Source organism: Nitrospira sp. T9 (assembly GCF_052156535.1).
Taxonomy (GTDB): Bacteria; Nitrospirota; Nitrospiria; order Nitrospirales; family UBA8639; genus Nitrospira_E.
Map to the genome: position 1 here is coordinate 172,980 of NZ_JBQKUP010000041.1, position 24,332 is coordinate 197,311.

Genomic DNA, 24,332 nt, shown 5'->3' on the forward strand with positions numbered 1-24,332 from the left:
ATTTTACAGGGCACCACGTCGTTTCATATCTCGTGCTACAGCCACAACATACAACAATAGGGCAATCACGAGGAGGGGCATACCGACAAACATCCCTAGGCCCATGCTCCAGGCACCCATTCCATGCCATAAAAATAACAACACACAGACTAGGCCAACGAGAGCGAAATTCACCGCAGTTCCGATCAGTCGTGTGACTCCAACCGAGGGTAAATTTTCCGGCATTCTTTTCTCCTCTTAATGGTGAGGGCTAGTTCAGGAAAACAGCAGACTCCAGTTTAGAAGTTCGAGTTTAGTGTTGCAGGAACGATTCGAAGTTCTCAACACACATGGCCTTTTTTCTATTCCAAACACGAAGCGCAAAACTCTGAACTTTGGTATTCAATTCATAGCACTCATCGTTCGTTCCTGAGGCAGGGGGTGAGGTGGTCCATGACACCGAATGCACGCGATGAGGTCTTGTTCCAAATCGGTTCGTAAAGCATGGTGGCTTTTGACCCGTTCCCATATTTTCGTTTCCTCATGGCAATAGAGACAGTTGGAATTGGAATAACTGCCGACGAACTTAATCGGGTCACTATAGGTCCCCGTCACGTAATACAACCAATGACGAAATCCATCCCGCTTACCTTCGATGGTTCCTGTGGCCCCGTAGGTGATATGACACCCATAACACTGATCATTCGCGATCCACTTATTTTTATAATGTCGCGCAGCCAGGGTAGGACTCGCCGGATTCTTCAGATCATTCACAAAGGGATCCATCACGTGACAAGAGCCGCAAGCCTCCACCCGTTTGGTCCCTTCCATCACAGTCGCGGTGGTACTGAGTGTGGCGGTGATAGGAAGGACAAACAAACCAAGTAAGAGAAGCCAGTGATAGGTGCCCCGCGAAAGTCTTTTTCGGTAGACAAAGTGAACCAGAATCAGGACAATGATTCCCCCCAAGGCCGAAGCAATTCCGACTCCTCGTAATAGCTCAATTCCAGGAACGATGTTGCCGTGTCCCTCAGCCGCAAATGCCAAGTTTGACCCGAACATGCTCATCCAGGTTCCGGTCAATGCTAATTTCATCCAGGCCCGGCGAATTTGCCGAATGTTCTTCATGGCCATGCCCAATCCTCCCTACACGGTTTTCTTGCGAACCGAGACAGCACAACGCTTATAAGCCGGTTGCTTGGAAAAGGGATCATACACATCGTGGGTGACTTGATTCACCAGATATTTGGCCGAGTGCATGGTGGCAAAGACCATGCCGGGTCTCACCACCAAGCTTAACTTGGCCCGCAGTTCCACTTCCCCGCGTCGGCTCCGCACGATGACTTGATCGCCTTCCTGAATCTGTAACTGATGGGCATCATGGGAGTGAATTTCTAAATAATCCGGGTGAATCCCTTGCAACTCAGGCACCGGTCCCGTCATGGTCATCGTATGCCAATGTTCTAAAATTCGACCCGTATTGAATATCAAAGGAAATTCATCGGTATAGGGATCGACGGGTTCTTCGTGAGAATCGAGCCAAACGGTTGCCCGCCCGTCTGGCTTTCCATAGAAATCGAAGCGACCTGCGCCATGTGCCATAGGATCCTCACCTGGGATATACCGCCGTTTGGTCCCGGGATGATCTTCAGTCGGGCACGGCCAAAGAATGCCGCGCTCTGTTTGCAGCCGTTCGTAGGTGATGCCTTCAAAGTTGTATTTGGAGTGTGCCGACACGTGACGCCATTCGTCCCATACATCCTTAGGGGTTTTTGCAGAAATAAGGTCGCCGTGACCTATTCGTTCCGCAAAGTCCACCAGGATGTCCAGGTCGCTCCGAGCCTCCCCAGGAGGATCCACAACTTTCGGGTACAAATGGTACCGGCGCTCCGCATTGCCCGTGACTCCCTCCTTTTCCACCCACATGGCGGCCGGAAGAACGACGTCAGCGTATGCCGTGGTTTCGGTTGGATGAAATGAATCGGCCACCACCAGGAATCCTTTGTCCATGCCCTTTCGATAGGGGCCGCTGTTTGGAAGGGTCTGACCGGGGTTGGTACACATGACCAGGCAACACTTCACATCGCCTTTGGCCATCGCCTCAAAAAGCGCGACGGCATGATAACCCGGCTTTGGTCCGATTCGACCCCTCGGGACTTTCCACAGATCTTCCATCTCCTCCCGGTGTTTTGCATTAACGATCATCCGGCCGCCAGGAAGGGCATGAGACAGCGATCCCGTATCTCGCACACCACCACAAGCATTGGGTTGACCCGTCAGCGAGAACGGCGTGGCTCCTGGTCGTCCGAAGTGGCCGGTCAAAAGATGCATGGCGATCACTCCTCGGTTGGAAGCCGTGCCTTGCACCTGTTGGTTCAATCCCATCGTCCAAATAGATAACGTGGCTTTCGATGAAGCAAACATAAACGCGGCCTCCTGGATATCTCTCGGAGTAATTCCACAGATTTTTGCCGCTCGTTCAGCTGGATACTGGGCCACATGTTTTTTTAAATCCTCAAACGTCCGCTTTTGCTCCCCTTCCTGAAAGGAGAGGTAGTGCTCCACCATATGCCCGTCAATAAAATTGTTGTGGATAAACTCATTCATCATTGAGTTATAGAGGGCCACATCTGTCCCTGGATAGATGGGGAGATATAAATCCGCGTGCATTCCCGTAAACGTCCTCCGAGGGTCAACGACGATAAGGGTCGTTTCAGGGTGACTTCGCTTGCGATCCAGCATGCGTTCCCAAAGAATGGGGTGACATTCGAGAGTGTTCGACCCCGTGATAAAGAAACAGTCGGAATAATCCATGTCCTCATAACATCCGGCCGGCTCGTCTTTCCCGAATGAGCTTGTGTATCCCGTCACGGCAGAGGCCATACAGAGCCGTGGGTTGCCGTCCAGATTGTTCGTGCCTATACCCGCTTTGAAGAGTTTGTTGGCGGTGTAGCTTTCCTGGGTATAGAGTTGTCCGCTTCCATAAAACGCCACACTGTCCGGACCATGTTCCTCGATCGCCTCACGGAATCGAGTGGCGACTAGATCCATGGCTTCGTCCCAGGTTGCCCGTTCCAATTTTCCGTTTTTCCGGATCATCGGATAGAGGGCTCGACCCTCCCCGTAAAGAATTTCTCGATTCATGAGTCCCTTAATACAAAGACGGCCCCGGTTGTGAGCATACTCGTCTCCCTTGACATCCACGACTTTTTTGTCGGTGACGCCAATCATCATTCCACATCCGGTTCCACAGAAACGGCAGACCCCCTTGTGCCAGGCATCCACAGGGATAACAGGCTGTCGTTGCCAGGCACTGCCACAACCGGACAGGGGGGCGATCATGGCTATTCCCGCAGATACTCCGAGTACTCGTAGTGCATCACGACGGGTCAATCCTTCAGTCTTTTCGTATTTGTCGGCCATATTCTCACCTTCCTTGGATGGGAAAACATTCCCCTGCGGCTCTATTTTCTTTCACGTTTACCCTGATTCGAGCGCGAAGAGGAGTGAATAACGCACAAAAAATTTGATAATAATATTAAACTGTGCCAGGAAGCATTCTCTTATCCTTCAAAGTTCAGCCAACGGTGTCCGTTCTTTCCTAACATTTCGTCGGCTTCTTTCGGGCCCCACGTCCCAGCTGCATAGTTCGGAAAGGCTCGTGGTGGGAGAGCTTTCCAGACATCCAGGATGGGCGTAATCACTGACCATCCCGTCTCCACCATATCCGCCCGTTGAAACAACGTGGGGTCCCCGCACATGCAGTCGTAGAGCAAACGCTCGTATCCCGTAGCGGGAGCACTCCCGAAATAATCTTCATACCGAAAATTCATATCTACGGCTCCCAGCTGAACAACCGGACCGGGAATTTTCGCTCCAAATCGTAGAGAGATGGCTTCCTCCGGCTGAATCTGAATAACGAGTCGATTCGGTGTCAGACTCTCCACTGCGGTTTTTCTAAACAGTAAATGGGGAGCAAGTTTAAACTGGATCACAATCATCGTGGAGCGGCTCGATAAGCATTTTCCTGTACGAATGTAAAAAGGCACACCTGCCCACCGCCAATTGTCGATCCAAAGCTTGAGAGCTACGAAGGTGTCGGTCGTAGACGTTGGTGAGACGTTGGGTTCGTCGCGGTATGCTGAAACAGGTTTATTCCCGGCCGTGCCTGCGCCATACTGCCCCCGCACTGCACAGCTCAGGACCTCTTCGTTTGTGAAGGGACGAATCGACCGGAGAATCTTGGACTGTTCATCCCGAACCGCATTCGCTTCAAAGGAAATAGGAGGCTCCATAGTGGAGAGGGACAGTAACTGAAAAAGGTGATTGGGAATCATGTCCCGAAGGGAACCTGTCCCCTCATAATATCCCCCCCGTTGTTCCACACCGACTGTCTCTGCAGCGGTGATTTGCACGTAGTCAATGTACTCCCGGTTCCAGATCGGTTCGAAGATCCCGTTTCCGAAACGGAATGCCATAATGTTTTGTACAGTTTCTTTGCCAAGGTAATGGTCAATTCGATAGATCTGCTGTTCATGGAGAACTTTTTTAATTTCCTGATTGAGGGCACAGGCAGACTCGTAATCATGGCCAAATGGTTTTTCAATAATCACACGGCGCCACTGTCCGTTCTCTTCCTGACTCAGCCCGCACGCACCCAATTGTTGAACAATCGTGCCAAAGAACGTGGGGGAAGTGGCTAAATAAAAAAGATAGTTTCCTTTGGTCCTATGTTCTTTATCAATCTGGATTAATCTGTTCTGTAGCTCTTGATAGGTTTTCGGGTCGGTAAATTCACCGGACACATAAGAGAAGCGGGAACGAGCAGTTTCCCAACGGGCTGGATCAATGGGAGATGTGGCAAATTCCTTGAGATCGTCCCCTACTTTTTGACGGAACTCCTCGTCGGTCATCTTTGGTAACCCAACCCCTATCACTGCGGAAGATGTGGAAATCAAACTACTCTTTGCCAGATAGTGAAGAGCAGGAACCAATTTACGTTTGGTCAGGTCCCCGGACCCACCAAAGATGACGATAGCGCAGGGGGGAGCGGGTGTCCCGGCTGTCTTGGGGGATGTTTTTTCATTTTCTGATGCAGCCATGGTTTCCTTTTAGGAATTCAAATTGAAGGTTTGGAATAAAAATCGTATTCCGTGTTGAGGGTTTCGAACGACAAAAAATTATAGAGCCTTAAGCATGGGATCTTTCATGGCGGATCTTCTATTTCTACGCTCTCCTCCGCTGTAAGGTTAGGTTAGGGGAGGAAGAGATTCTCCCCCTTCAGCCTTCCATGGCAAAGGGGAGAGTTTCTTCTGTGAAACGAATCCTTTTGGGTCTGTTAAAAAAAGCCGCCAGCGGCGTTCTCGCCATTTTTCCGTGCTCACGTACTAAGTGTACGCTCCGTGCGTAAAAACGGCTGCGGCCTTCCCTTCGGCATGACTCAGGGCAGGACTGGACGGACCCTTCGGGAAGACTCAGGGCATGCTTTTTTGAACCGACTCGAAGTCTTTGATGAGTAATCTAATCCTGGGCAAATTTGCCCTTGAACATCCTTATTATTCAACATTACCCTTTTCAAATCCAACTTTGAAATGCCAAACGCTAAACTCAGAACTTACTCTCTCACCCTCCCGTTGGACGTTCGACGTGTCCGCCGAACTCGAACCGCATCGCCGATAAAACCTTATCTGCAAATTCGGCTTCTCCCCGGGAACTAAATCGCTGAAAGAGTGCTGCCGTAAGAACAGGGGCCGGGACGCCTTCATCCACTGCCGCTTCAATGGTCCAACGCCCTTCGCCGGAGTCAGCCACGCTCCCAGAGAATTTGCCCAGATCCGGGCTTTTGATGAGCGCTATCGCAGTCAGGTCAAGAAGCCAGGATCCTACAACACTCCCTCGCCGCCACAATTCGGCAATGTCCGCCAGGTTCAAATCGTATTGATACGCTTCAGGGTTGCGTAATGGAGATGTCTCAGCATCTGCGGTGTGGTCGCGTTTTCCGATGTTGGCCTGTTGCAAAATATTTAGTCCTTCGGCATAGGCTGCCATGAGACCATATTCAATTCCGTTGTGCACCATCTTCACAAAGTGCCCAGCCCCGGCTGGTCCACAGTGGAGGTACCCATGCTCCGCCGTGCCGGGAGCGTTTTCCCGTCCAGGGGTTCGCGGGGCAGTGTCGATGGGCGGCGCCAACGCGGAAAAAATAGGGTCCAGATGCTTGACCACATTGGTTTCTCCTCCAATCATCTGGCAATATCCTCGCTCGAGACCCCAGACGCCACCGCTCGTCCCTACATCGACATAGTGGATACCTTTTGCCCCTAGTTCCTTAGCTCGACGGATATCGTCACGATAGTACGAATTGCCTCCATCAATAAGAATGTCTTCCGTCTCCATTTTGGAGATCAGGTCTGTGATCATGCGATCCACGAAGGCTGCCGGAACCATCATCCAAGCCACGCGAGGTTTTTCCAATTTGGCCACAAAGTCGTCCAGTGAGGATGCCCCTGTTGCTCCTTCCTTGGAAAGTTCCTGGACAACCTTTTGGGAGACATCATACACCACACAGTCGTGACCATTGTTCATCAGTCGCCGGACCATGTTGGCTCCCATTCGTCCTAATCCAATCATTCCAATTTGCATGACACTTTCTCCTTTTTTTATGGAATTGGATTTAATCATGACTTAATCAATGATCCATGGAAATGGAACCGAAGCGTCCTTCATCACACTGATTCAGCCCCTGCGTAACAATTGATCCCTGGCCAAATTTTTCAACCATATTCTGAGGCAGTTCAAAGGAAAACCATGAAGGGTTTACATTGCACCATATGAATGAAAACACTTGGCTGTGCAGTTTAGAAATCATAAAAATAACAGTCAGACTTTTCCCTCTCAATGACAATAACCGCCTATCTCGTCTCTTTGTTCCGTATCTGCTCCTTGGCCGTATCCACTATATTTTCCACGGTAAACCCAAATTTTTTTGTGAGTTCCTTGAGGGGAGCCGAGGCTCCAAAGGTCTCCATGCCGATGATACGCCCGCTTGTTCCCACATATCGCTCCCAGCCGAGTGTGGACGCTTGCTCCACGGCCACCCGTGCGGTCACACGGGAGGGGAGCACCGTTTCACGATGGTCCGAATGCTTCCGGCAGTAATATTCAAAAATCTCCCATGAGGGCATACTCACCACGCGGGCCTGAATGCCATCGGCCTTGAGCCGCTCATATGCCTCCACGCATAGCGCTACTTCACTCCCTGTGGCGATGAGGATGACGTCCGGTTGTCTACTCCCGTCAGCCAGAACGTAAGCACCTTGGGCCACACCGGATGCTGGTGCATACTTTGTTCTGTCAAGTGTGGGAATCGCCTGTCGCGTCAGTACGAGCGCGATCGGCTCATGGCGGAATTGCATGATAATGCGCCAGGCCTCCACGACCTCATTGGCATCGGCGGGACGAATGGTGATTAACCCGGGGATGGCTCGAAGGGAGGCGATCTGATCGATTGGTTGGTGTGTGGGGCCGTCCTCACCTACACCGATGGAATCGTGCGTAAAGATATAAATGACGGGAATTTCCATGATGGCCGACAACCTCATGGGCGGGCGAGCGTAATCGCAGAAGACCAGGAAGGTCGATCCGAATGCACGAATCTTTGAGAGAGACAACCCATTCACCACGGCGCCCATTACATGCTCGCGAATGCCGAAGTGCAGATTTCGTCCTTGATAGGTTGCAGACAGAAAATCTCCGGCTTGGTCAAACGTCAAGCGTGTTTTGGCGGATGGGCCAAGATCGGCGGATCCCCCGATGAGCCACGGAACGTTTTGTGCAATGCGATTAAGCGTTTTTCCGGACGAATCCCGGGTCGCTAATCCCTTGGCATCTGCCGGGAAGGACGGCAAGCCCTCATCCCACCCATCGGGAAGTTGGCGATGCTGCATTCTGTACAGATGATCGGCCAGATCAGGGTAGGCTTGTTTATAGGCTTGAAACAGGGAAAACCAGTTTTCGCGAAGTGATCGCCCGCGTTTCCCAATGCCCTTTCGGAAATGGTCCAGCACTCCGTCGGGGACCAGGAATTTGGCCTCGTCAGGCCAGTCATACCGTTGTTTCGTCAATCGGATTTCCTCTTCACCAAGCGGTTCACCATGGGCGGCACTGGTATCCTGTTTGTTGGGAGCCCCATACGCAATGTGGCTGTCGACGATAATCAACGTCGGCCGGTCCGGAGTGGCAAGGAAGGTGTTGAAGGCACGAGTCAGCCTATCAAAATCGTTCGCATCGCCGACCCGTGTCACGTTCCATCCGTAACCGATGAACCTCGTGGCAACATCGTCGCTGGTGGCTAATTCGGTGTGGCCCTCTATCGTGATATTGTTGTTGTCATAGATCCAACACAAATTGGAGAGTCGAAGATGTCCGGCAAGGGAGGCGGCTTCATGTGAAATTCCCTCCATCATGTCTCCGTCCCCACAGAGCGCATAGACGTGGTAATCGAAGAGGGGAAACCCGTCACGGTTAAAGTGAGCCGCCAGCCAACGTTCGGCCATGGCCATCCCCACGCTGGTGGCCACCCCTTGTCCTAATGGACCTGTCGTCATTTCCACGCCGGAGGTCCACCGGTATTCCGGGTGGCCGGGGCATTTACTCTCCAATTGGCGAAACCGCTTGATGTCGTCCAGCGTCACCGAGAGATGGCCCAGCCGTTCATATTTCGCATTGACGGCTTTGACTTCACAGAGATGCAGCAGAGAGTACAACAACATGGAAGCATGGCCGATGGACAGGACGAAGCGATCCCGGTTTCCCCAAATCGGGTCGTCGGGATCAAACCGCAGGAAGCGGTTCCATAAACAGTATGCCACCGGAGCCAGAGCCATCGGTGTGCCGGGATGTCCTGAGTTCGCCGTTTGGACTGCATCCATGGACAAGGTGCGGATGGTGTTGATGCAGAGTTGATCGAGTTGTTTGCACGGCATCATGACGGTGCTCCACAAGGTCTTTCAATATTTTTCCGGGATGAACGATCTTTTCTCCATGGTCGTCTGATCATCGTACTTGTATTTGTCTGAACGAGCGGGTAACTTTATTTTTGGGCGCTTCAATTTTTTGTAGGGGATCAGACTGAGCAGATGACTGATGCAGTTGAGGCGTGCCCGCTTCTTATTGTCCGACCGCACGATGTGCCAGGGGGCATGTTTTGAGTCGGTAGCGTCCAGCATTCTGTCGCGCGCGCGGGAGTATTCATACCATTTTTCAAGGGACGGCAAGTCCATCGGGCTGAGCTTCCATTGACGCAATGGATCTTCGACACGAGCCTGGAAACGCCGTTTCTGCTCCTCGTGGCTCACTTCGAGCCAATATTTGATCAGGATGATTCCGGCTCTCGTGATATAACCTTCAACTACTGCGGCATGTTCGAGGAACCCTTCGTATTGTTCCCTGGTGCAGAAGCCCATGACGTGCTCGACCCCGGCCCGGTTGTACCAACTGCGGTCCCAAATAACGATCTCACCGGCCGCCGGGAAATGTTGCATGTAACGCTGGATGTACATCTGAGTTTTTTCGCGGTCGGAAGGGGCGGGGAGCGCTTGGACGCGGAACACCCTGGGACTTACGCGTTCAGTTATGGCGCGAATCGTGCCGCCCTTCCCGGCTCCGTCGCGGCCCTCGAACACGACCATGATTTTCAAGCCCTTGTCTTTGACCCAGTCCTGGAGTGCGCAGAGCTCGGCCTGAAGCCGACGCAGTTCCTTCTCGTATTCCTTGCGTTTGAGCTTCGCTTCGGAATGATCGGTCTGTTTCTTAGGCATGCTTGTTACCCTCCCTTAGTTGTGCGAACACCCAAAACGTTCTTAAATGAATTTTCCATGATTCACAGGCCCATCCGGCCCCTCTGAGACCGCACGATAGCCACGTGGTTCCGCCTTTGGAACCGGGAGCCGATCGCGAAGCCCACGATTACCGTACCGGACATGCTTTGACATTCCAGATGTCCGCCGCGTATTCAGCGATGGTACGGTCGCTGGAAAATTTTCCCGAGCCGGCGATGTTCATAATGGCCTTGCGTGTCCATCCATCCGGGTCAGCGTACAGGTCGCAGAGTTGCCGGTCAGCCTCAAGATAGGATGCAAGGTCTGCCAGGTGCATGTAGTGGTCCCCGCCGGTCAGCAAGATGTGCCGCAGCGGTTCAAAAACCCCCGGTTCATACCGGCTGAAGTAGCCGGTGAAGATCAGGTCCAGCGCGGCGCGAGTTTCCGCTTCGTTGTCATAATGCCAGCCCGGACTATACCAGCCCTTGTTGCCGGCAACCTGGTCCGCCGTGAGGCCGAAGAGGAAAAAATTCTCTTCACCCGCCTCTTCTGCCATTTCGATGGTGGCGCCATCGCGTGTGCCTAACGTTAACGCACCGTTCATCATGAACTTCATATTGCTCGTGCCGCTGGCTTCGTAGCCGGCGGTCGAAATCTGATTGGAAACATCTGAGGCTGGAATGAGCCGCTCCGCAAGGGAGACGCAATATTCGGGTAGGAAGACGACCTTGAGTTTCCCCCGAACGAGGGGATCCCCGTCGATGGTGCCGGCCAGATTATTGATGAACTTGATGATGATTTTAGCCAAGTGGTATGCCGGCGCCGCCTTGCCGGCAAAGAAAAATGTCCGTGGGGGCATCTTCAGATTCGGATTCTCCCGCAACCGATTGTAGAGCACGACGATGCGCAGTGCGTTGAGCAGTTGCCGCTTGTATTCATGGATGCGTTTGACCTGGCAATCGAAGATCGTGTCCGGATCGACCGTCTGCCCGGATGTCGTCTTGAGCCATTGGGCAAACTGTAACTTCGCCTCGCGTTTGGCGTTTCGGACGGCCACGCGAAAGCTCTTGTCGGCGGCCAGTTTTTTGAGCTTACTCAATTGGCTGAGATCAGTAATCCACCCGTCTCCGATGGCTTCGGTAATGGCGTTGGAGAGCGCAGGGTTCGCCAGGAGCAACCAGCGTCTTGGAGTCACCCCGTTGGTCTTATTGTTGAACCGTTCGGGATACAGCTCGGCCAGATTTTTGACTGTCCTTGTGCGGAGCAATTCGGAGTGAATGGCCGCCACGCCGTTCGTGCTATGGGTCCCGACAATGGCCAGGTTGGCCATACGGACTTTACGCGTCGGGCTTTCCTCGATGAGACTCACGCTGGCGAGACGGCGTTCGTCACCGCCGAAACGGATGCGCGCTTGGGCAAGGTGCCGGTGGTTGATTTCAAGGATTATTTCCAGATGACGTGGCAACATCGTTTCGAACCATGCGAGCGGCCATTTTTCCAATGCTTCGGGCAGCAGGGTATGGTTCGTATAGGCGAGCGATCGTTGCGTCAGGTCCCAAGCCTGGTCCCAACTGAGATGCGCGTCGTCCAGTAGAATCCGCATCAGCTCGGGAACAGCCATCGTCGGATGCGTGTCGTTCATCTGGATGGCGACTTTGCCGGGAAGGTCATTCCAGTCGGTATTGCCATGCCGGAAGCGCCGCACGAGATCAGCCAGGGAACAGGCAACGAGGAAATATTCCTGCAGGAATCGCAACCCCTGGCCCCGGACGGTGGAATCATCCGGATACAACACACGGGTTATCGACTCGGCCGCCAGGGTGCCCGCCAAGGCGGACGTGAAATCTCCGCTGCTGAACCGCTGAAAGTCGAAAAAGTCCGGGACGGCGGCAGCCCAAAGTCTGAGTGTATTGATGGTCTTGCCACCATATCCGATGACCGGACGGTCGAATGGGATACCAATAAGGCTGGACGGCTGTCCGGGGACTAGGCGTACGTCCCCCTCACGTTGCTCGAACGAACAGTTCAATTTCACTTCCACCGCATCCTCGAGCCGTGTCACTTCCCATGGGTCCGGACGCCGCAACCAATTATCCGGTTGTTCGCATTGCCACCCATCCATTACCGTTTGCTTAAACATTCCGTATTCGTAACGGAGTCCATAGCCCATACCGGGGATCTGCATGGTCGCCATCGAATCGATGAAACAAGCCGCCAATCGACCGAGCCCTCCGTTTCCCAACCCGGCATCCGGCTCCATCTCGGCTAGGGCGAGGGGATCAAGGCCACGTTTTTTCGCGGCCTCAAGAGCCAACGGCCCCAGCAGCCCGTTGGTGAGGTTGTTGGCCAGCGATCGGCCGAGCAGGAACTCCATCGACAGGTAATACACCCGCTTAGGATTTTTTTTCTCGTAAGTTGTTTCGGTCTTGAGCCATCGTTGGGAAATGACGTCGCGGACCGAGCGTGTCACTGCCTCAAACTGGTCTCGCAATTCGGCCTTCTTGGGATCAATGACATGATCGAAGATGAGATGGCGTTCATAGAGTGCATCGTTCGTGCCGGAAAATTTGATCGGTCCGCACCCGTATTGTTCCAGAATCTCCTTGCGACGGTCTTTCATACTGCCTCCCCAAAAGGTTTAACAAATTCAAATTGTCGGCAACCCGAGCAGCGGAATTGCTCAAGGGTCTTCCGGCCTCAAGACTTTGATTCTGTGTCTGGATCAGCGGTGTTCTATCCCACTTTCTCACGCTGGGGATGCCGGTGTTCCCCGGCGTCAATGCGCGCGAACGCCACCACTACTGAGCGTTCCTGAGCGTGGTACGTCTGATCGGGAATCGCGGGTGAGATTTCCCACGGGACGATGTCCTGCGGCGAATCAAATGCCGTATCGATCCATCGGTGCCAGATGCCCCCGTCTCCGTTGGGAACCGGAGGTAGTTCGAACTCAAGGGGCTCCCAAAAGGCGTTCAGAATAAAGTGGACGAGGAGTTTGGCTTTGGGAAGTTCAACGGTAAACGCAAGGATGTGTGAATGTGGGCTCCAGTCCGGTTGGTTGAGTTTGACGCCGTGCCACGCCTTATTGGCCTGTTGGATCAACTGGTTCAGACTCATCCGTTGCTGCTCTCGTTCAACGTCCCGCAACAGCCGACGTGCATTGAGTAGTGTCACGAACCGATGGACATCCGCATGCTTCGCGAGCAGCGTCCAATCGAACCAATTCGTTTCGTTGTCCGAACAATAGGTGTTGTTGTTGCCATTCTGCGTGCGTCGTACCTCATCGCCCATCAGGATCATGGGCACTCCCACGGAAAGCAGCGTCACGGCCAAAAAATTCTTGACCTGCCGGTTCCGTAGCCGTTCCACGGCCTGATCATCTGTCGGCCCTTCAACCCCGCAGTTCCAGCTTTTGTTGTCATTGGCCCCGTCGCGGTTGTTTTCGCCGTTGGCTTCGTTGTGCTTGTCGTTGTAGGAGACGAGATCGTTGAGTGTAAAGCCGTCATGACAGGTCACAAAATTGATGCTCTGCTCCGGTTCCCGTTCTTTATGACCATAGATCTCCGGACTGCCGATCAAGCGATCGGCGAAACGTGCCGACGACCCTTCCTCGCCACGGAAGAAATCCCGGATATCGTCACGAAACCGTCCATTCCATTCTTTCCAGCTGTCTCCGATAAACGAACCGACCTGGTAGAGTCCGGCTGCATCCCAAGCTTCCGCAATGAGTTTCGTCCCGGCCAGGAAGGGGTCGGAATCAATGTCCCAGAGAATGGGAGGATTCTGTAGCGGCCGACCGGCTTCGTCGCGGGAGAGAATCGACGCGAGGTCGAATCGAAAGCCGTCCACGTGCATCTCATCCACCCAATATCGGAGACTGTCCATAATGAGACGACGGACAATCGGTTGATTGGCATTTAATGTGTTGCCCGTCCCGGTATAATTACTGTACCGGCTCCGGTCCTCCTCCAGGATGTAATAGACACTATTTTCGAGGCCGCGATAACAGAGCGCGGGTCCATCCTCATTGCCTTCGGCAGTGTGGTTGTAGACCACATCAAGAATGACTTCAATGCCTGCTCGATGCAGGGCTTTGACCATGTCGCGGAATTCGTCAACCACTTCGAGCGGATTCTGACGTGAACTATACTGCGGATGCGGGGCGAAGAAGGATATTGGTGCATAACCCCAATAGTTGACTCGGCCCGGAGGACAATCCTGGTTGTCGAAATGAAACACGGGCAGGAGTTCGACCGCGGTAATGCCGAGTTCCTGAAGATACGGAATTTTTTCGATCAGACCGGCATAGGTGCCTCGGGTTTTCTCACCGACGCCCGAACTGGGGTGGCGGGTAAACCCGCGCACGTGCATTTCGTACACGATGGTTCGGGTGGACGGCGTTTTGAGCGGGGCGTCGCCCTCCCAATCGTACGCGTTCACATCAACGACCACACTCTTCATGGCTGTCGCGCAATTGTCTCCCGGCTTGGATGCGGTGAGGCGGCTGTATTGCGTTGGAACCGCCACGCTCCTGCCATAGGGATCGAGCAGAATCTTTTCAGGGTCAAATCGCATCCCTCGTTGCGGTTCAAACGGCCCGTACGCACGATAGCCGTAAATCTGGCCAGGTCGAATCCCAGGGACGAAGACGTGCCAGTAGTGGTACGTCCGGTTTTTCCAGGAGTTGAGGGAAATAACGGTAACCGGCTTCGTATCATCCGCGTGATGGAACAACAGCAATTCCACGAGAGTACTGTTTTTCGAAAACACACAGAAGTTGACACCTTCAGGGGAAACGGTCGCCCCGAGGGGAAAACTTTTTCCGGGAATGCTTGTTCCAGCTTGCATATTTACTTCACTTTTGGCCCCAAATTTTTTGCCCTTAGCCATGCGCTTCGACCCTCTGCCAGAGATAGTCACGCACCATTTTAATCCTGCGAATGGTCTTGAGGCACAGTGGCCCTATTATTATCTCCTGGTCCACGTGGCTCTCAAGGGCTGGTGCTCAGCTTTTTGTTAAATTGGCTAAGTCTTCTTCGTATACCGGGGTATCTGATTCGTAGCCATCGGGGAGTGTATGGCCTATGCCTTTGTGGCAATCAATGCAGGTCTTCCCCTCCTTCATGGCTCTCTGCATGTCCCGTTGGGCCACAAGTGACTGGGCGTGCCAGTCCATGGCCTCATAGGAATGGCAATTACGGCATTCTTGGGAATCGTTTTCTTTCATTTCCAGCCAAACTTTTAAGGCCATCTGTTCACGCTTGGCCTCAAATTTTTCTCGCGTATTAATGGAGCCGGTGATTTTACCCCATAATTCCCATGTGGCCTTAATCTTCCGAACGACCTTTGGACCCCATGCTTTGGGCACATGGCAGTCGGCGCAAATGGCCCGGACACCTTGGGCGTTGGTGTAGTGAATGGATTGCTGATATTCCGGCAGGACGAAATCCGTCATTTCATGGCAGGCATTGGCACAAAAGGGGAGCGTATTGGACTGCTCCATGGCGGTGTTGAAGCCCCCCCAGAAAATAATCCCGGCTATTCCGCCCACGACGAAAATCGCTCCCCAGGAATATTTGCTGGTGGGGCTCCAAAACCATTTCCAAAGTCTTGTGAGCATTGAATGATGTCAACCCTATATTCTGACTCGTGCTTACTTCAATGACCCTTTTCCGTAACGGGATTCAAATCCTTTTCGAACGGCGTCAAGTTGGGCAGGGTTCATCCCTTCAAAGTACCAGGCATGGCCAGGGATCGGTTTGAAATGCTTTTCGAGTAACAGGTTCGCTTCTTTTTCTCCTGCGACCTTTTTAAGTTCGGGAATGAATTCGAAATAGGTGTGCTTGGCCACTTCATACATCCCATGCCACCAGGTGTAATCGGGACCACTCATGGAGGCGCCATGCCGCGCTCGACGACCTTCGTGATGCCAGATTTCCCACCAAATCCATTCGATCTTCTCGTCGAAGGGAGCCTGACTGATGGTACCGGCTTTCTGGAGGTCACCCATGATGGCCGCAATGGGCCTAGCAAATTTATCGTTATAGAGGTCCACTACCTTATCAAACTGGTTGTAATGTCCCAATATCACCGAATCGGTGTGACAGGCTGTGCACACATTTTGCATTTTGAGACGACGTTCTTTCCACGTCAGCACCTCAACCACCTTTGACTCCTTGGCCTTGTCTCCGACCTTGGGCAATGGTTGACCTTCCGGCACATCAAACTCACTGCCATCTTGAAGTTTCACCAGATTGTTTTTGACGGAAATAGGAGGCCGCAAGGTCCAGGAGATCCGTTCGCCCACATTATGGGTGGGCTTTTCTCCCCCTCCGGCGCTCATATGGCATGAAGCGCAGGTGGGGGCGGCCGAATAATCCACGCCGGCTTCCCATTTGTCCGATTCGAGATTCATTTCAGTCGTTTTGGCGTGATAGATGATGCCATGCTTGGATTCGTTATAGACCTCGATCTGAGGATGATCCGGACCGACATGACATTTTCCGCAGGTATCCGGGGTTCGTGCCTGCGCTTTGGAGAAGCGGTGCCGACCATGGCAGGCGGTACAGGAACCCCTAGACCCATCGGGATTAATACGTCCAATTCCGGTGTTAGGCCAAGTGGTGGGGAGAGGTTTTCCATCTTCACCAATTTCAATGGTTGAGCCGTGACATTGTTTACATCCGGCATTCACAGCCTCCGGGCCGCCAACGACCTCGCCCAAAAGATTATCGAACGATGCGAGAATATCGCCGGCTTTCGAATGATGCGACCCATCCATCTCTTGGAATTCTGTGTTATGACAGCGCGCGCAATCCTTGGGCGTCACAATGAGAGAGATCAATTGACCCTTGTGCCTGAACCCGTCCTTGTCTTTCCCATCCGCTTTGTGACAATCAAGGCAATTCACCCCTCGTTGCCCGTGCATACTTTGATTCCATTCCTGGTACAACCCCGGTGTATGTTTCCGATGACATTGCACGCATTCCTCACCGTCGGGATTTCCCCAATCCTTGCCATGGGTGCCGTCGGGTCTCGCCGCATTGGCCTCACCGGCTTCGCGAACCAGCATGGTGCCCCCGTCTAACAACACCATGGTCGAACTTCCGATCAGGAGAATCAGGATCACACTAAACGACGTCCGAAGAGAATTTCCTAGCCAGGAATCATTTTTGATGGTCTTCATGCGTTTTCCTCACAGAGCGTTGGGTTGGCGGTGATGGGTTATTCTCCGGGGTTGATGTGCCCTTCACCTTGAGGGGATCCCAAGTTCCTGCCACTGTACTTGAGAAACGTATTTTTTTCATCACTCATACATTATCGGCTTCGGTGGAACTCCTCCTTCGCGCCGTTGTTCCGCGCTGCCCCCATTGCCAATTAGTGATCTCGAGCATATCTTCGCCGTACTTCGAGATGTATGTTTTGTGCTCCAACAGCTTGTCGCGAATCGCCTGCTTGGCATAGGCGGCGCGGGACCCGAGTTGCGGCAGCCGATCGATCACGTCACCGACGAGGTGAAACCGGTCGAGGTCGTTCATGACTACCATGTCGAACGGCGTGCTCGTTGTGCCTTCTTCCTTGTAGCCGCGCACGTGCAGATTTTTGTGGTTCGTCCGCCTGTAGGTCAGCCGGTGAATAAGCCATGGGTAGCCGTGAAACGCAAAGATAATCGGCTTGTCCTTGGTGAACAACGCATCGAAGTCCTGATCGGACAGGCCGTGCGAATGTTCACTCTGTGGCTGCAGTTTCATCAAATTGACGACGTTGATGACGCGAACCTTTAATTCCGGCACATGGGTGCGAAGGAGGTCTACGGCGGCCAACGTCTCCAGTGTCGGCACATCTCCGCAACAGGCCATGACGACATCGGGGTCTCCCCCTTTATCGTTGCTGGCCCACTCCCAGATTCCGATGCCCGCCGTACAGTGTTTGATCGCCTGGTCCATCGTCAACCATTGGGGAGCAGGCTGCTTGCCTGCGACGATGACGTTCACATAATTCCGGCTACGCAAACAGTGATCGGTGACCGAGAGTAGGGTGTTGCCGTCCGGCGGCAGATACACGCGCACAACATCTGCTTTCTTGTTCACCACGTGGTCGATAAAGCCGGGGTCCTGATGGCTGAATCCGTTATGATCCTGCCGCCAGACGTGGGAGGACAACAGATAATTGAGGGAGGCGATCGGCCGCCGCCAAGGAATTTCGTTGCAGACTTTCAGCCACTTGGCATGCTGGTTGAACATGGAATCGATAATATGGATGAATGCCTCGTAGCAGGAAAAAAACCCATGCCGTCCGCTCAAGAGATACCCTTCCAGCCACCCCTGGCACTGGTGCTCACTGAGCATTTCCATCACGCGGCCGTCAGGGGCCAAATGGTCATCGTACGGATAGCGATCGGCCATCCACGTGCGATTGGTCACCTCCATGGCATCCTGCCAACGGTTTGAGTTGTTCTCGTCCGGACTGAACAGACGGAAATTGCGGCTTTCCATGTTCAGCTTCATCGTGTCGGCCAGGAACTTTCCCATGAGGCGTGTCGATTCGGCTGTCATAGCCCCCGGTGTTGTCACCTTGACGGCATAGTCGCGGAAATCCGGCAAACGCAGGTCCCGGAGGAGGAGACCGCCGTTGGCGTGCGGATTGGCGCTCATGCGGCGCGCGCCCTTCGGGGGCAGATCAGCGAGTTCGGGCTTCAGCCGTCCATGTTTATCGAATAGCTCCCCCGGGTTATAACTTTTCATCCACTTTTCAAGAAGTTTCACGTGCCCGGGCTTTTCATGCATTTCCCCCATCGGCACCTGGTGGCTGCGCCAGTAATCCTCGGTCCGTTTGCCGTCGATTTCCTTTGGGCAGGTCCACCCCTTGGGCGAACGAAGGATGATCATCGGCCAGCGCGGTCGCTCCTTTACGCCCTTCGTCCGCGCCTGGGTCTGGATGCTGTGGATTTCTTCCATGCAGCTGTCGATGGTCGCCGCCATGAGCTGATGCATCTTGTTCGGATCACTGCCCTCGACAAAATGGGGCGTATAGCCGTAACCACGGAAGAGCTGGTCCAATTCTTCGTGGCTGATACGTGCCAGCACGCAAGGGTTGGCGATTTTGTACCCGTTCAGGTGCAGGATCGGCAGCACGGCTCCGTCGTTTGCCGGGTTGAGGAACTTGTTGGAGTGCCAGGAGGTCGCCAGCGCTCCGGTTTCAGCCTCGCCGTCGCCGACAACGCAGGCGACGACCAGGTCGGGATTGTCATAGGCAGCCCCGTAGGCATGAGAGACGGCATACCCCAATTCGCCGCCTTCGTGAATTGAGCCGGGGGTCTCGGGCGCCACGTGGCTGGGAATGCCTCCAGGGAACGAGAACTGCTTGAACAGCCGCTTCATGCCTTCTTCGTCCTGTGGGATGTTCGGATAGACTTCCGAGTAGGTGCCTTCCATGTAGGCATTGGCGACGATGCCTGGACCGCCATGGCCCGGACCGATAATGTAGATCATGTTGAGGTCTCGTGCCTTGATCGCTCGATTCAGATGGGCATAGATGAAATTCAATCCCGGCGTTGTCCCCCAGTGGCCGAGAAGCCTCGGTTTGATGTGCTCTTTGGTCAACGTCTTTTTCAATAACGGGTTGTCATACAAATAGATTTGTCCAACCGACAAATAATTGGCGGCCCGCCAATAGGCATCGATCAAGTCCAGTTCTTTTTTTGATAACGTATTCGACATGCTGTCCTCCTTTAATGTGGCATCATTCAGCTTGAACACCGACTCAAGGTAAATGCGGTTCTTCCGGGTTTAGTGTGGGGAAATTTCTGGGACAATATGTGAGGCCCTACGCCGACACATTCCTCGCCTTTATAAGGGGAAGTTGGGCGAGGTACAAACGGATTCATCGGGACCTACCGGGTCCCTTCGAGACAACGTACCGTCTCACGGGCAATCCAGGTTTCTTCATCCGCAGCCCCGACATACACTTCTAACGGTTGTTCATCTTTACTGATCCTGGTGACATCTCCCGGCTGAAGCCTGACGGCTTTGCTATTGAGGCTAGGATCCAACCGTAATCCGCACCACTCCATACCTTCACAAATTCTGCGTCGAATAACGGGAGCCGCCTCGCCGATTCCACCCCCGAAAATGAGGGCGTCCGCACCGCCCAGAACCGCAAGATAGGCACCGATATATTTTTTTACACGATAGCAAAACACATCAATGGCCATTTGCGATGGTTCATGCCCTTCGCGGTCGGCCGCCTGCAGGAGTTCCCTCATATCATTCGTTCTTCCGGAAAGTCCCAGAAGGCCGGACTGTTCATTCAGCCAGCGTTCCACTTCGGTCGGTTCCACTTTTTCCTGTTGACAGAGATAGCTCACAATGGAAGGATCCAGATCACCGCATCGCGTGCCCATGACCAGCCCTTCCAGCGGTGTGAATCCCATGGAGGTCTCCACGGATTGCCCATTTTTAATTGCGGATATTGAACATCCATTCCCGAGTTGCACGGTGATGAGTCGGGATGGTTCAGACGGTCTTCTGGTTTTTTCAAAATAACTTCCAGCTAAAGAGGCATGTGCGATGCCGTGGAAACCATAGCGACGAATGTGATGGCGATTGGCTAACGCATGGGGCAGCGCGTACATTTTGGCATGAGAGGGCATGGTGGCATGAAAGGCTGTGTCGAACACCGCCACCATTGGGACCTGTGGGCCCAGAATGGCCCTGACTCCCCGAATCCCTTCCAGGCAGGCCGGGTTGTGCAAGGGCGCTAATTCCCCAAGTGTATCAATCTCGCTCATCACTTCGTCCGAAATCACGACCGATTGAGAAAATCGTTCTCCTCCATGGACCACCCGGTGGCCGACGGCTTCCACCCCGGCGAGGGAGGCGGGATGATGATTCGCGCTGTCGAGTTGTTCGAGTTGCTCAAACAGCCAGCGAATGGCTTGATGGTGGTTAGCAATCACCCTGGTGATTTTCGTAAAGGGTTTTTCTTCGACCCCACATTCAAAACTCGCCGTGTTGCCGATGCCCTTCACAGCTCCTTTTATCAGTGCCCGATCCGGTCGAATTTCGCGAGGTGACGCTTGAGGATCAACATCGAGCACACGAAATTTGACGGACGAACTTCCGCTGTTCAGCACGAGAATTCGCATGGTCCCCTTCGAATCAAATTGATGGCCAGGTCACGATCGGGCGAGTGACAATTGGAACTTCGGGCGAAAGGTGTAGCTCCTCGTCTTCGTGGCGGATCATCAACCCGTCGCCCTCCCGCAAAGCATATCGGGCGCCTTCGGGCCCCATATCGATATCAAGGATTTGGCCGCGGTAAGTCAGCGGAAAACGGATCCTTGCCGGCTGGGCAGGGAGGCGTCGAGGCCTGAACGTCAGGATACCGTCGAAGTCCCGCATCCCCGCCAGGCCATAGACCATCACCATCCAGGTGCCGCCCATGGAGGCGATGTGACATCCGTCTTTCACATTTCCTCCGATATCTGCCAGGTCCATGAGCAAGGCTGCCCGTGCATATTCGGTTGCCAAATCCGGGTATCCGATTTCTGAGGCCACTATACTTTGAATGCAGGATGAGAGAGAGGAGTCTCCCGTGGTCAGGGGGTCATAATAATCAAAGTTGCGCTTCTTTTGCTCGAGGGAGAACGACTGTCCGAACAGAAACATGGCTAAAATAATGTCCGCCTGTTTAATAACCTGATACCGATAGATGACCAAGGGGTGATAATACAAAAGAAGAGGGAAACTTTCCGGTGGAGTATTCTGCAGATCCCACCGCTCTTTTTGTAAAAAGGCATCATCCTGCGGGTGAATTCCCCGCTCTTCATCGTAGGGGATGTACATGTTTTCCGCAGCCCTCCGCCAATCCTTGACTTCCTCCATTTCTATCCCCGTTTTACTGGTCAGGGCGGCGAACGTATCGGGGTTCTTTTCTCTCAGGGACTCGATCGTGGACGCGGCATAAAGGAGATTTTCCCTCGCCATGAGATTCGTATAGGTATTATTATTGACGACGGTGTTGTATTCATCAGGGCCGGTCACCCCATGAATGCAAAACTTTCCCTTCAGGTCCTCGGAGAAAAATCCGAGGTCGCTCCATAAGCGGGCCGTTTCGATCAACATTTCCGCCCCATAGTCATTCAAAAATTCCTCGTCACCCGTTGCCTGGACGTATTTTTTTAGGGCATACATGATGTCCGCATTGATGTGGTATTGAGCAGTCCCTGCGGCATAATAGGCCGAGGCTTCTTCTCCGTTGATGGTTCTCCACGGAAACATGGCGCCTTTCTGACTCAGCTCCCGTGCCCATTTTCTGGCCTTGTCCAGCATGCGATAACGAAACAGCAGAAGATTTTTGGCGATGCGTGGGGAGGTGTAGGTCAGGAAGGGCAGCAGATAGATTTCCGTATCCCAAAAATATTGACCTTCATAGGCCTGGCCCGTCAAACCCTTGGCGGGTACACCGGTGGTATCTGCTCTGCCTGACGCCTGAAGGACATGAAACAGATTGAATCGTATGGCTTGCTGGATTTCTATATTGGAACGCTTGGTCCGTTTTGGATCGAGATTGCTGACCTGGATATCGCTCCTTGACCAAAAATCAGCCATGAATTGTTCCTGGTCGTCGAGGATGCGAGCGAGTCCCTGGCCGAGGGCTCGATCCAAAGTCCGTTCGGCTCTGGCACACAGTCCTTCGGGAGATGCGGTGTGTGTCGTATGATAGGTCATGTACTTGAACAGGCGGACGGGGATGCCCGGTTTTGCCTCGACCGAGAAAACGATGGCCCCGAAGTCCTCGTAACACTTGTCCTGCATGGTGTACGCACAGTCGGTCGCCAGATCGTGATCCATGCCGCATGCCAGTGTCATGTTGCTGTTCTTGGTGCTGTGACACAGAATAATGCGATGATCTTTGGCAATTTGCTTCCTGGGATGTAAAGTCCGGTCGAGAAAACCCTTTGCCTGTCGAGGGTCACTGTTTCCCTTCTGATGGTCATGGAGGTAGAGCATTTCAGAGGACAGCACGATCGGCGCCTCAGCATTCAACACCGTCACTTCATAGGAGATGGCCGCCAGGTGGCGGTGGGAGAATGACACCAGGCGTCTGGATTTGATGCGCACCTGTTTCCCGGACGGGGTCTCCCACAAAATCTCCCGGTCCAGTGTGGCGGATTTCATGTTCAGGCGGCGGTCATAGTTCAGCAGATTGGCGTTGGGTAAATACAAAGGCTCGTCGTCAACATAAAGTTTGATTTTGTTGCTGTTTGTCACATTGACGATGGTCTGACCGGTTCGGGCAAAGCCATACGCCTCTTCGCCGTATACGATCGGCCATGATTCGTAAAAACCATTGACAAAGGTCCCGTTCTGAACGGCAGGCACGCCCTCTTCCACGCATCCTCGCATGCCAAAATATCCGTTTCCTATCGCAAAAATTGATTCGGTCATTTCCAGGAAAGGGGGATGGAATTGTTTTTCAATCAGGTTCCATTCATCGGGAGGATAAATATGAGGAGGTGGTTTCACGCGCTCATGGTGTATCATGAGTTTTCAACCTTCCATTCAACAGACGACACCCAAAGACCTCGGCATGCCAGCAGGAAAGATGGCGACTCAAGCTGACTGCCTGTCCAAAAACGTGAAAGAAATATTTTCGGGAGTTTAGTCAAGTAATTCTCCAAGATCTTTGACCACGATATCAGCGCCATGTTGCCTGAGTTCTTCGGAATCTCCTTTTCGTGCCACTCCGATCACCAGCCCGAATCCTCCATCCCGGCCGGCTTGAACCCCGGAAATGGCGTCTTCCACCACCACCGAGCGTTTCGGGTCCACTCCCAATTTTTTGGCTGCGGCAAGGAAGGCATCCGGAGCCGGCTTTCCAGAGAGATTCTCGTTGTGGATGACGTTTCCATCGACTTTCACATTAAATAAGCTTCCAATTCCGGCAGCCTTGAGTACGACATCGCAATTCTGACTTGAGGTCACGACGGCGACTTCGATTCCTTCTTTGCGGATTCGTCGAACCAATGCGATACTTCCTTCGTAGACCTCAACACCATTAGACTCAATGACCGCGTTAATCATTTCGTTCTTGTGATTTCCAAGGCCGCATACGGTCTCGATTTGTGGTGAATCAGCCGGAGTCCCTTCAGGTAGTTCTATGCCCCTTGACCGGAGAAAATCCCGAACACCGTCAAAGCGGGGTTTTCCATCGACATAGAGACGATAATCCGTGGCGATCTCGAACGGTTGAAATGGTTCACCGGACCGGGATGCCCGATTCAGCAGGTATTCGTCGAACATTTTTTTCCAACAGATCGCGTGCACCTTGGCGGTCGCAGTCAGAACTCCATCAAGATCAAACAGCACGGCATCAAATTTGTCCCGGGTTATGGGATTGGGCGCTTTCCCTCCACTCATGGTTGGTCTTCTTCCCGGCTGAGCTTTGTTGTTTGAGGTGCCAAATTTTCCTCATACTCGCCAGCACAGTATTTCAAAACGGACATGCGATGCTTACCTCCAAATCTCTTGCGGT

16 protein-coding genes are annotated in these 24,332 nt (G+C 53.2%); 1 reads left to right on the plus strand and 15 read right to left on the minus strand.

Features of this window, described 5'->3' with window-relative positions:
* Positions 1-3: 3 nt before the first annotated feature.
* The 14 genes from ACTRXD_RS17620 to ACTRXD_RS17685 all read right to left on the minus strand — a co-directional run bounded on the left by ACTRXD_RS17620 (position 4) and on the right by ACTRXD_RS17685 (position 23,341).
* Entirely contained in the window at positions 4-225 is a 222-nt protein-coding gene (locus tag ACTRXD_RS17620; RefSeq protein ID WP_442433091.1) for a hypothetical protein, read from the minus strand.
* A 156-nt stretch (positions 226-381) separates the two neighbouring features.
* Positions 382-1,113, minus strand: coding sequence for a NapC/NirT family cytochrome c (locus tag ACTRXD_RS17625; protein ID WP_442433092.1), 732 nt, complete (start codon positions 1,111-1,113; stop codon positions 382-384).
* A gap of 12 nt (positions 1,114-1,125) precedes the next feature.
* Positions 1,126-3,402 (minus strand): molybdopterin oxidoreductase family protein, encoded by a 2,277-nt coding sequence (locus ACTRXD_RS17630; RefSeq protein ID WP_442433093.1) that lies wholly within the window; start codon positions 3,400-3,402, stop codon positions 1,126-1,128.
* A gap of 140 nt (positions 3,403-3,542) precedes the next feature.
* A complete protein-coding gene (gene zwf / locus ACTRXD_RS17635; protein WP_442433094.1) occupies positions 3,543-5,081 on the minus strand; it encodes a glucose-6-phosphate dehydrogenase in 1,539 nt (512 codons plus the stop codon).
* A 520-nt stretch (positions 5,082-5,601) separates the two neighbouring features.
* A complete protein-coding gene (gene gnd / locus ACTRXD_RS17640; RefSeq protein ID WP_442433095.1) occupies positions 5,602-6,621 on the minus strand; it encodes a phosphogluconate dehydrogenase (NAD(+)-dependent, decarboxylating) in 1,020 nt (339 codons plus the stop codon).
* A 269-nt stretch (positions 6,622-6,890) separates the two neighbouring features.
* Positions 6,891-8,963 (minus strand): transketolase, encoded by a 2,073-nt coding sequence (gene tkt, locus ACTRXD_RS17645; RefSeq protein WP_442433436.1) that lies wholly within the window; start codon positions 8,961-8,963, stop codon positions 6,891-6,893.
* Positions 8,964-8,987: 24 nt separating this feature from the next.
* On the minus strand, positions 8,988-9,797 hold the full coding sequence (gene ppk2, locus ACTRXD_RS17650; RefSeq protein ID WP_442433096.1) for a polyphosphate kinase 2: 810 nt from the start codon (positions 9,795-9,797) through the stop codon (positions 8,988-8,990).
* Positions 9,798-9,945: 148 nt separating this feature from the next.
* Positions 9,946-12,417, minus strand: a complete 2,472-nt coding sequence (locus ACTRXD_RS17655; protein WP_442433097.1) for a glycogen/starch/alpha-glucan phosphorylase — start codon at positions 12,415-12,417, stop codon at positions 9,946-9,948.
* A 113-nt stretch (positions 12,418-12,530) separates the two neighbouring features.
* Positions 12,531-14,642 (minus strand): glycogen debranching protein GlgX, encoded by a 2,112-nt coding sequence (gene glgX / locus ACTRXD_RS17660; protein WP_442433437.1) that lies wholly within the window; start codon positions 14,640-14,642, stop codon positions 12,531-12,533.
* Between the two features lie 157 nt (positions 14,643-14,799).
* Positions 14,800-15,414 carry a NapC/NirT family cytochrome c gene (locus tag ACTRXD_RS17665; protein WP_442433098.1) on the minus strand — a complete coding sequence of 205 codons (615 nt, stop codon included), beginning with the start codon at positions 15,412-15,414 and terminating at the stop codon, positions 14,800-14,802.
* 33 nt (positions 15,415-15,447) lie between these two features.
* Entirely contained in the window at positions 15,448-16,866 is a 1,419-nt protein-coding gene (locus tag ACTRXD_RS17670) for a multiheme c-type cytochrome (RefSeq protein ID WP_442433438.1), read from the minus strand.
* A 238-nt stretch (positions 16,867-17,104) separates the two neighbouring features.
* Positions 17,105-19,513, minus strand: coding sequence for a phosphoketolase family protein (locus tag ACTRXD_RS17675; protein WP_442433099.1), 2,409 nt, complete (start codon positions 19,511-19,513; stop codon positions 17,105-17,107).
* Between the two features lie 173 nt (positions 19,514-19,686).
* Complete coding sequence (locus ACTRXD_RS17680; protein WP_442433100.1) at positions 19,687-20,940, minus strand: acetate/propionate family kinase; 1,254 nt, start codon at positions 20,938-20,940, stop codon at positions 19,687-19,689.
* 13 nt (positions 20,941-20,953) lie between these two features.
* Complete coding sequence (locus tag ACTRXD_RS17685; RefSeq protein WP_442433101.1) at positions 20,954-23,341, minus strand: glycoside hydrolase family 65 protein; 2,388 nt, start codon at positions 23,339-23,341, stop codon at positions 20,954-20,956.
* Here ACTRXD_RS17685 and ACTRXD_RS17690 point away from each other — a divergent pair.
* Positions 23,340-23,462 carry a hypothetical protein gene (locus ACTRXD_RS17690; protein WP_442433102.1) on the plus strand — a complete coding sequence of 41 codons (123 nt, stop codon included), beginning with the start codon at positions 23,340-23,342 and terminating at the stop codon, positions 23,460-23,462. The two genes, ACTRXD_RS17685 and ACTRXD_RS17690, sit on opposite strands and share 2 nt — an antisense overlap.
* On the opposite strand, the gene ACTRXD_RS17695 is transcribed toward ACTRXD_RS17690, so the two are convergent.
* Positions 23,459-24,217, minus strand: coding sequence for an HAD family hydrolase (locus ACTRXD_RS17695; protein WP_442433103.1), 759 nt, complete (start codon positions 24,215-24,217; stop codon positions 23,459-23,461). The genes ACTRXD_RS17690 and ACTRXD_RS17695 overlap by 4 nt on opposite strands.
* Between the last annotated feature and the right edge of the window lie 115 nt (positions 24,218-24,332).

Excerpts from the sequence above, each read along its gene's own strand:
- ACTRXD_RS17690 (WP_442433102.1), top strand. The coding sequence starts at position 23,340 with ATGAGTTTTCAACCTTCCATTCAACAGACGACACCCAAAGACCTCGGC.
- glgX (WP_442433437.1), bottom strand. The coding sequence starts at position 14,642 with ATGCAAGCTGGAACAAGCATTCCCGGAAAAAGTTTTCCCCTCGGGGCG.
- ACTRXD_RS17665 (WP_442433098.1), bottom strand. The coding sequence starts at position 15,414 with ATGCTCACAAGACTTTGGAAATGGTTTTGGAGCCCCACCAGCAAATAT.
- ACTRXD_RS17630 (WP_442433093.1), bottom strand. The coding sequence starts at position 3,402 with ATGGCCGACAAATACGAAAAGACTGAAGGATTGACCCGTCGTGATGCA.
- ACTRXD_RS17695 (WP_442433103.1), bottom strand. The coding sequence starts at position 24,217 with ATGAGTGGAGGGAAAGCGCCCAATCCCATAACCCGGGACAAATTTGAT.
- gnd (WP_442433095.1), bottom strand. The coding sequence starts at position 6,621 with ATGCAAATTGGAATGATTGGATTAGGACGAATGGGAGCCAACATGGTC.
- ACTRXD_RS17680 (WP_442433100.1), bottom strand. The coding sequence starts at position 20,940 with ATGCGAATTCTCGTGCTGAACAGCGGAAGTTCGTCCGTCAAATTTCGT.
- ACTRXD_RS17625 (WP_442433092.1), bottom strand. The coding sequence starts at position 1,113 with ATGGCCATGAAGAACATTCGGCAAATTCGCCGGGCCTGGATGAAATTA.
- zwf (WP_442433094.1), bottom strand. The coding sequence starts at position 5,081 with ATGGCTGCATCAGAAAATGAAAAAACATCCCCCAAGACAGCCGGGACA.
- ACTRXD_RS17655 (WP_442433097.1), bottom strand. The coding sequence starts at position 12,417 with ATGAAAGACCGTCGCAAGGAGATTCTGGAACAATACGGGTGCGGACCG.
- ACTRXD_RS17620 (WP_442433091.1), bottom strand. The coding sequence starts at position 225 with ATGCCGGAAAATTTACCCTCGGTTGGAGTCACACGACTGATCGGAACT.
- ppk2 (WP_442433096.1), bottom strand. The coding sequence starts at position 9,797 with ATGCCTAAGAAACAGACCGATCATTCCGAAGCGAAGCTCAAACGCAAG.
- ACTRXD_RS17670 (WP_442433438.1), bottom strand. The coding sequence starts at position 16,866 with ATGCTGGTTCGCGAAGCCGGTGAGGCCAATGCGGCGAGACCCGACGGC.
- tkt (WP_442433436.1), bottom strand. The coding sequence starts at position 8,963 with ATGCCGTGCAAACAACTCGATCAACTCTGCATCAACACCATCCGCACC.
- ACTRXD_RS17685 (WP_442433101.1), bottom strand. The coding sequence starts at position 23,341 with ATGATACACCATGAGCGCGTGAAACCACCTCCTCATATTTATCCTCCC.
- ACTRXD_RS17675 (WP_442433099.1), bottom strand. The coding sequence starts at position 19,513 with ATGTCGAATACGTTATCAAAAAAAGAACTGGACTTGATCGATGCCTAT.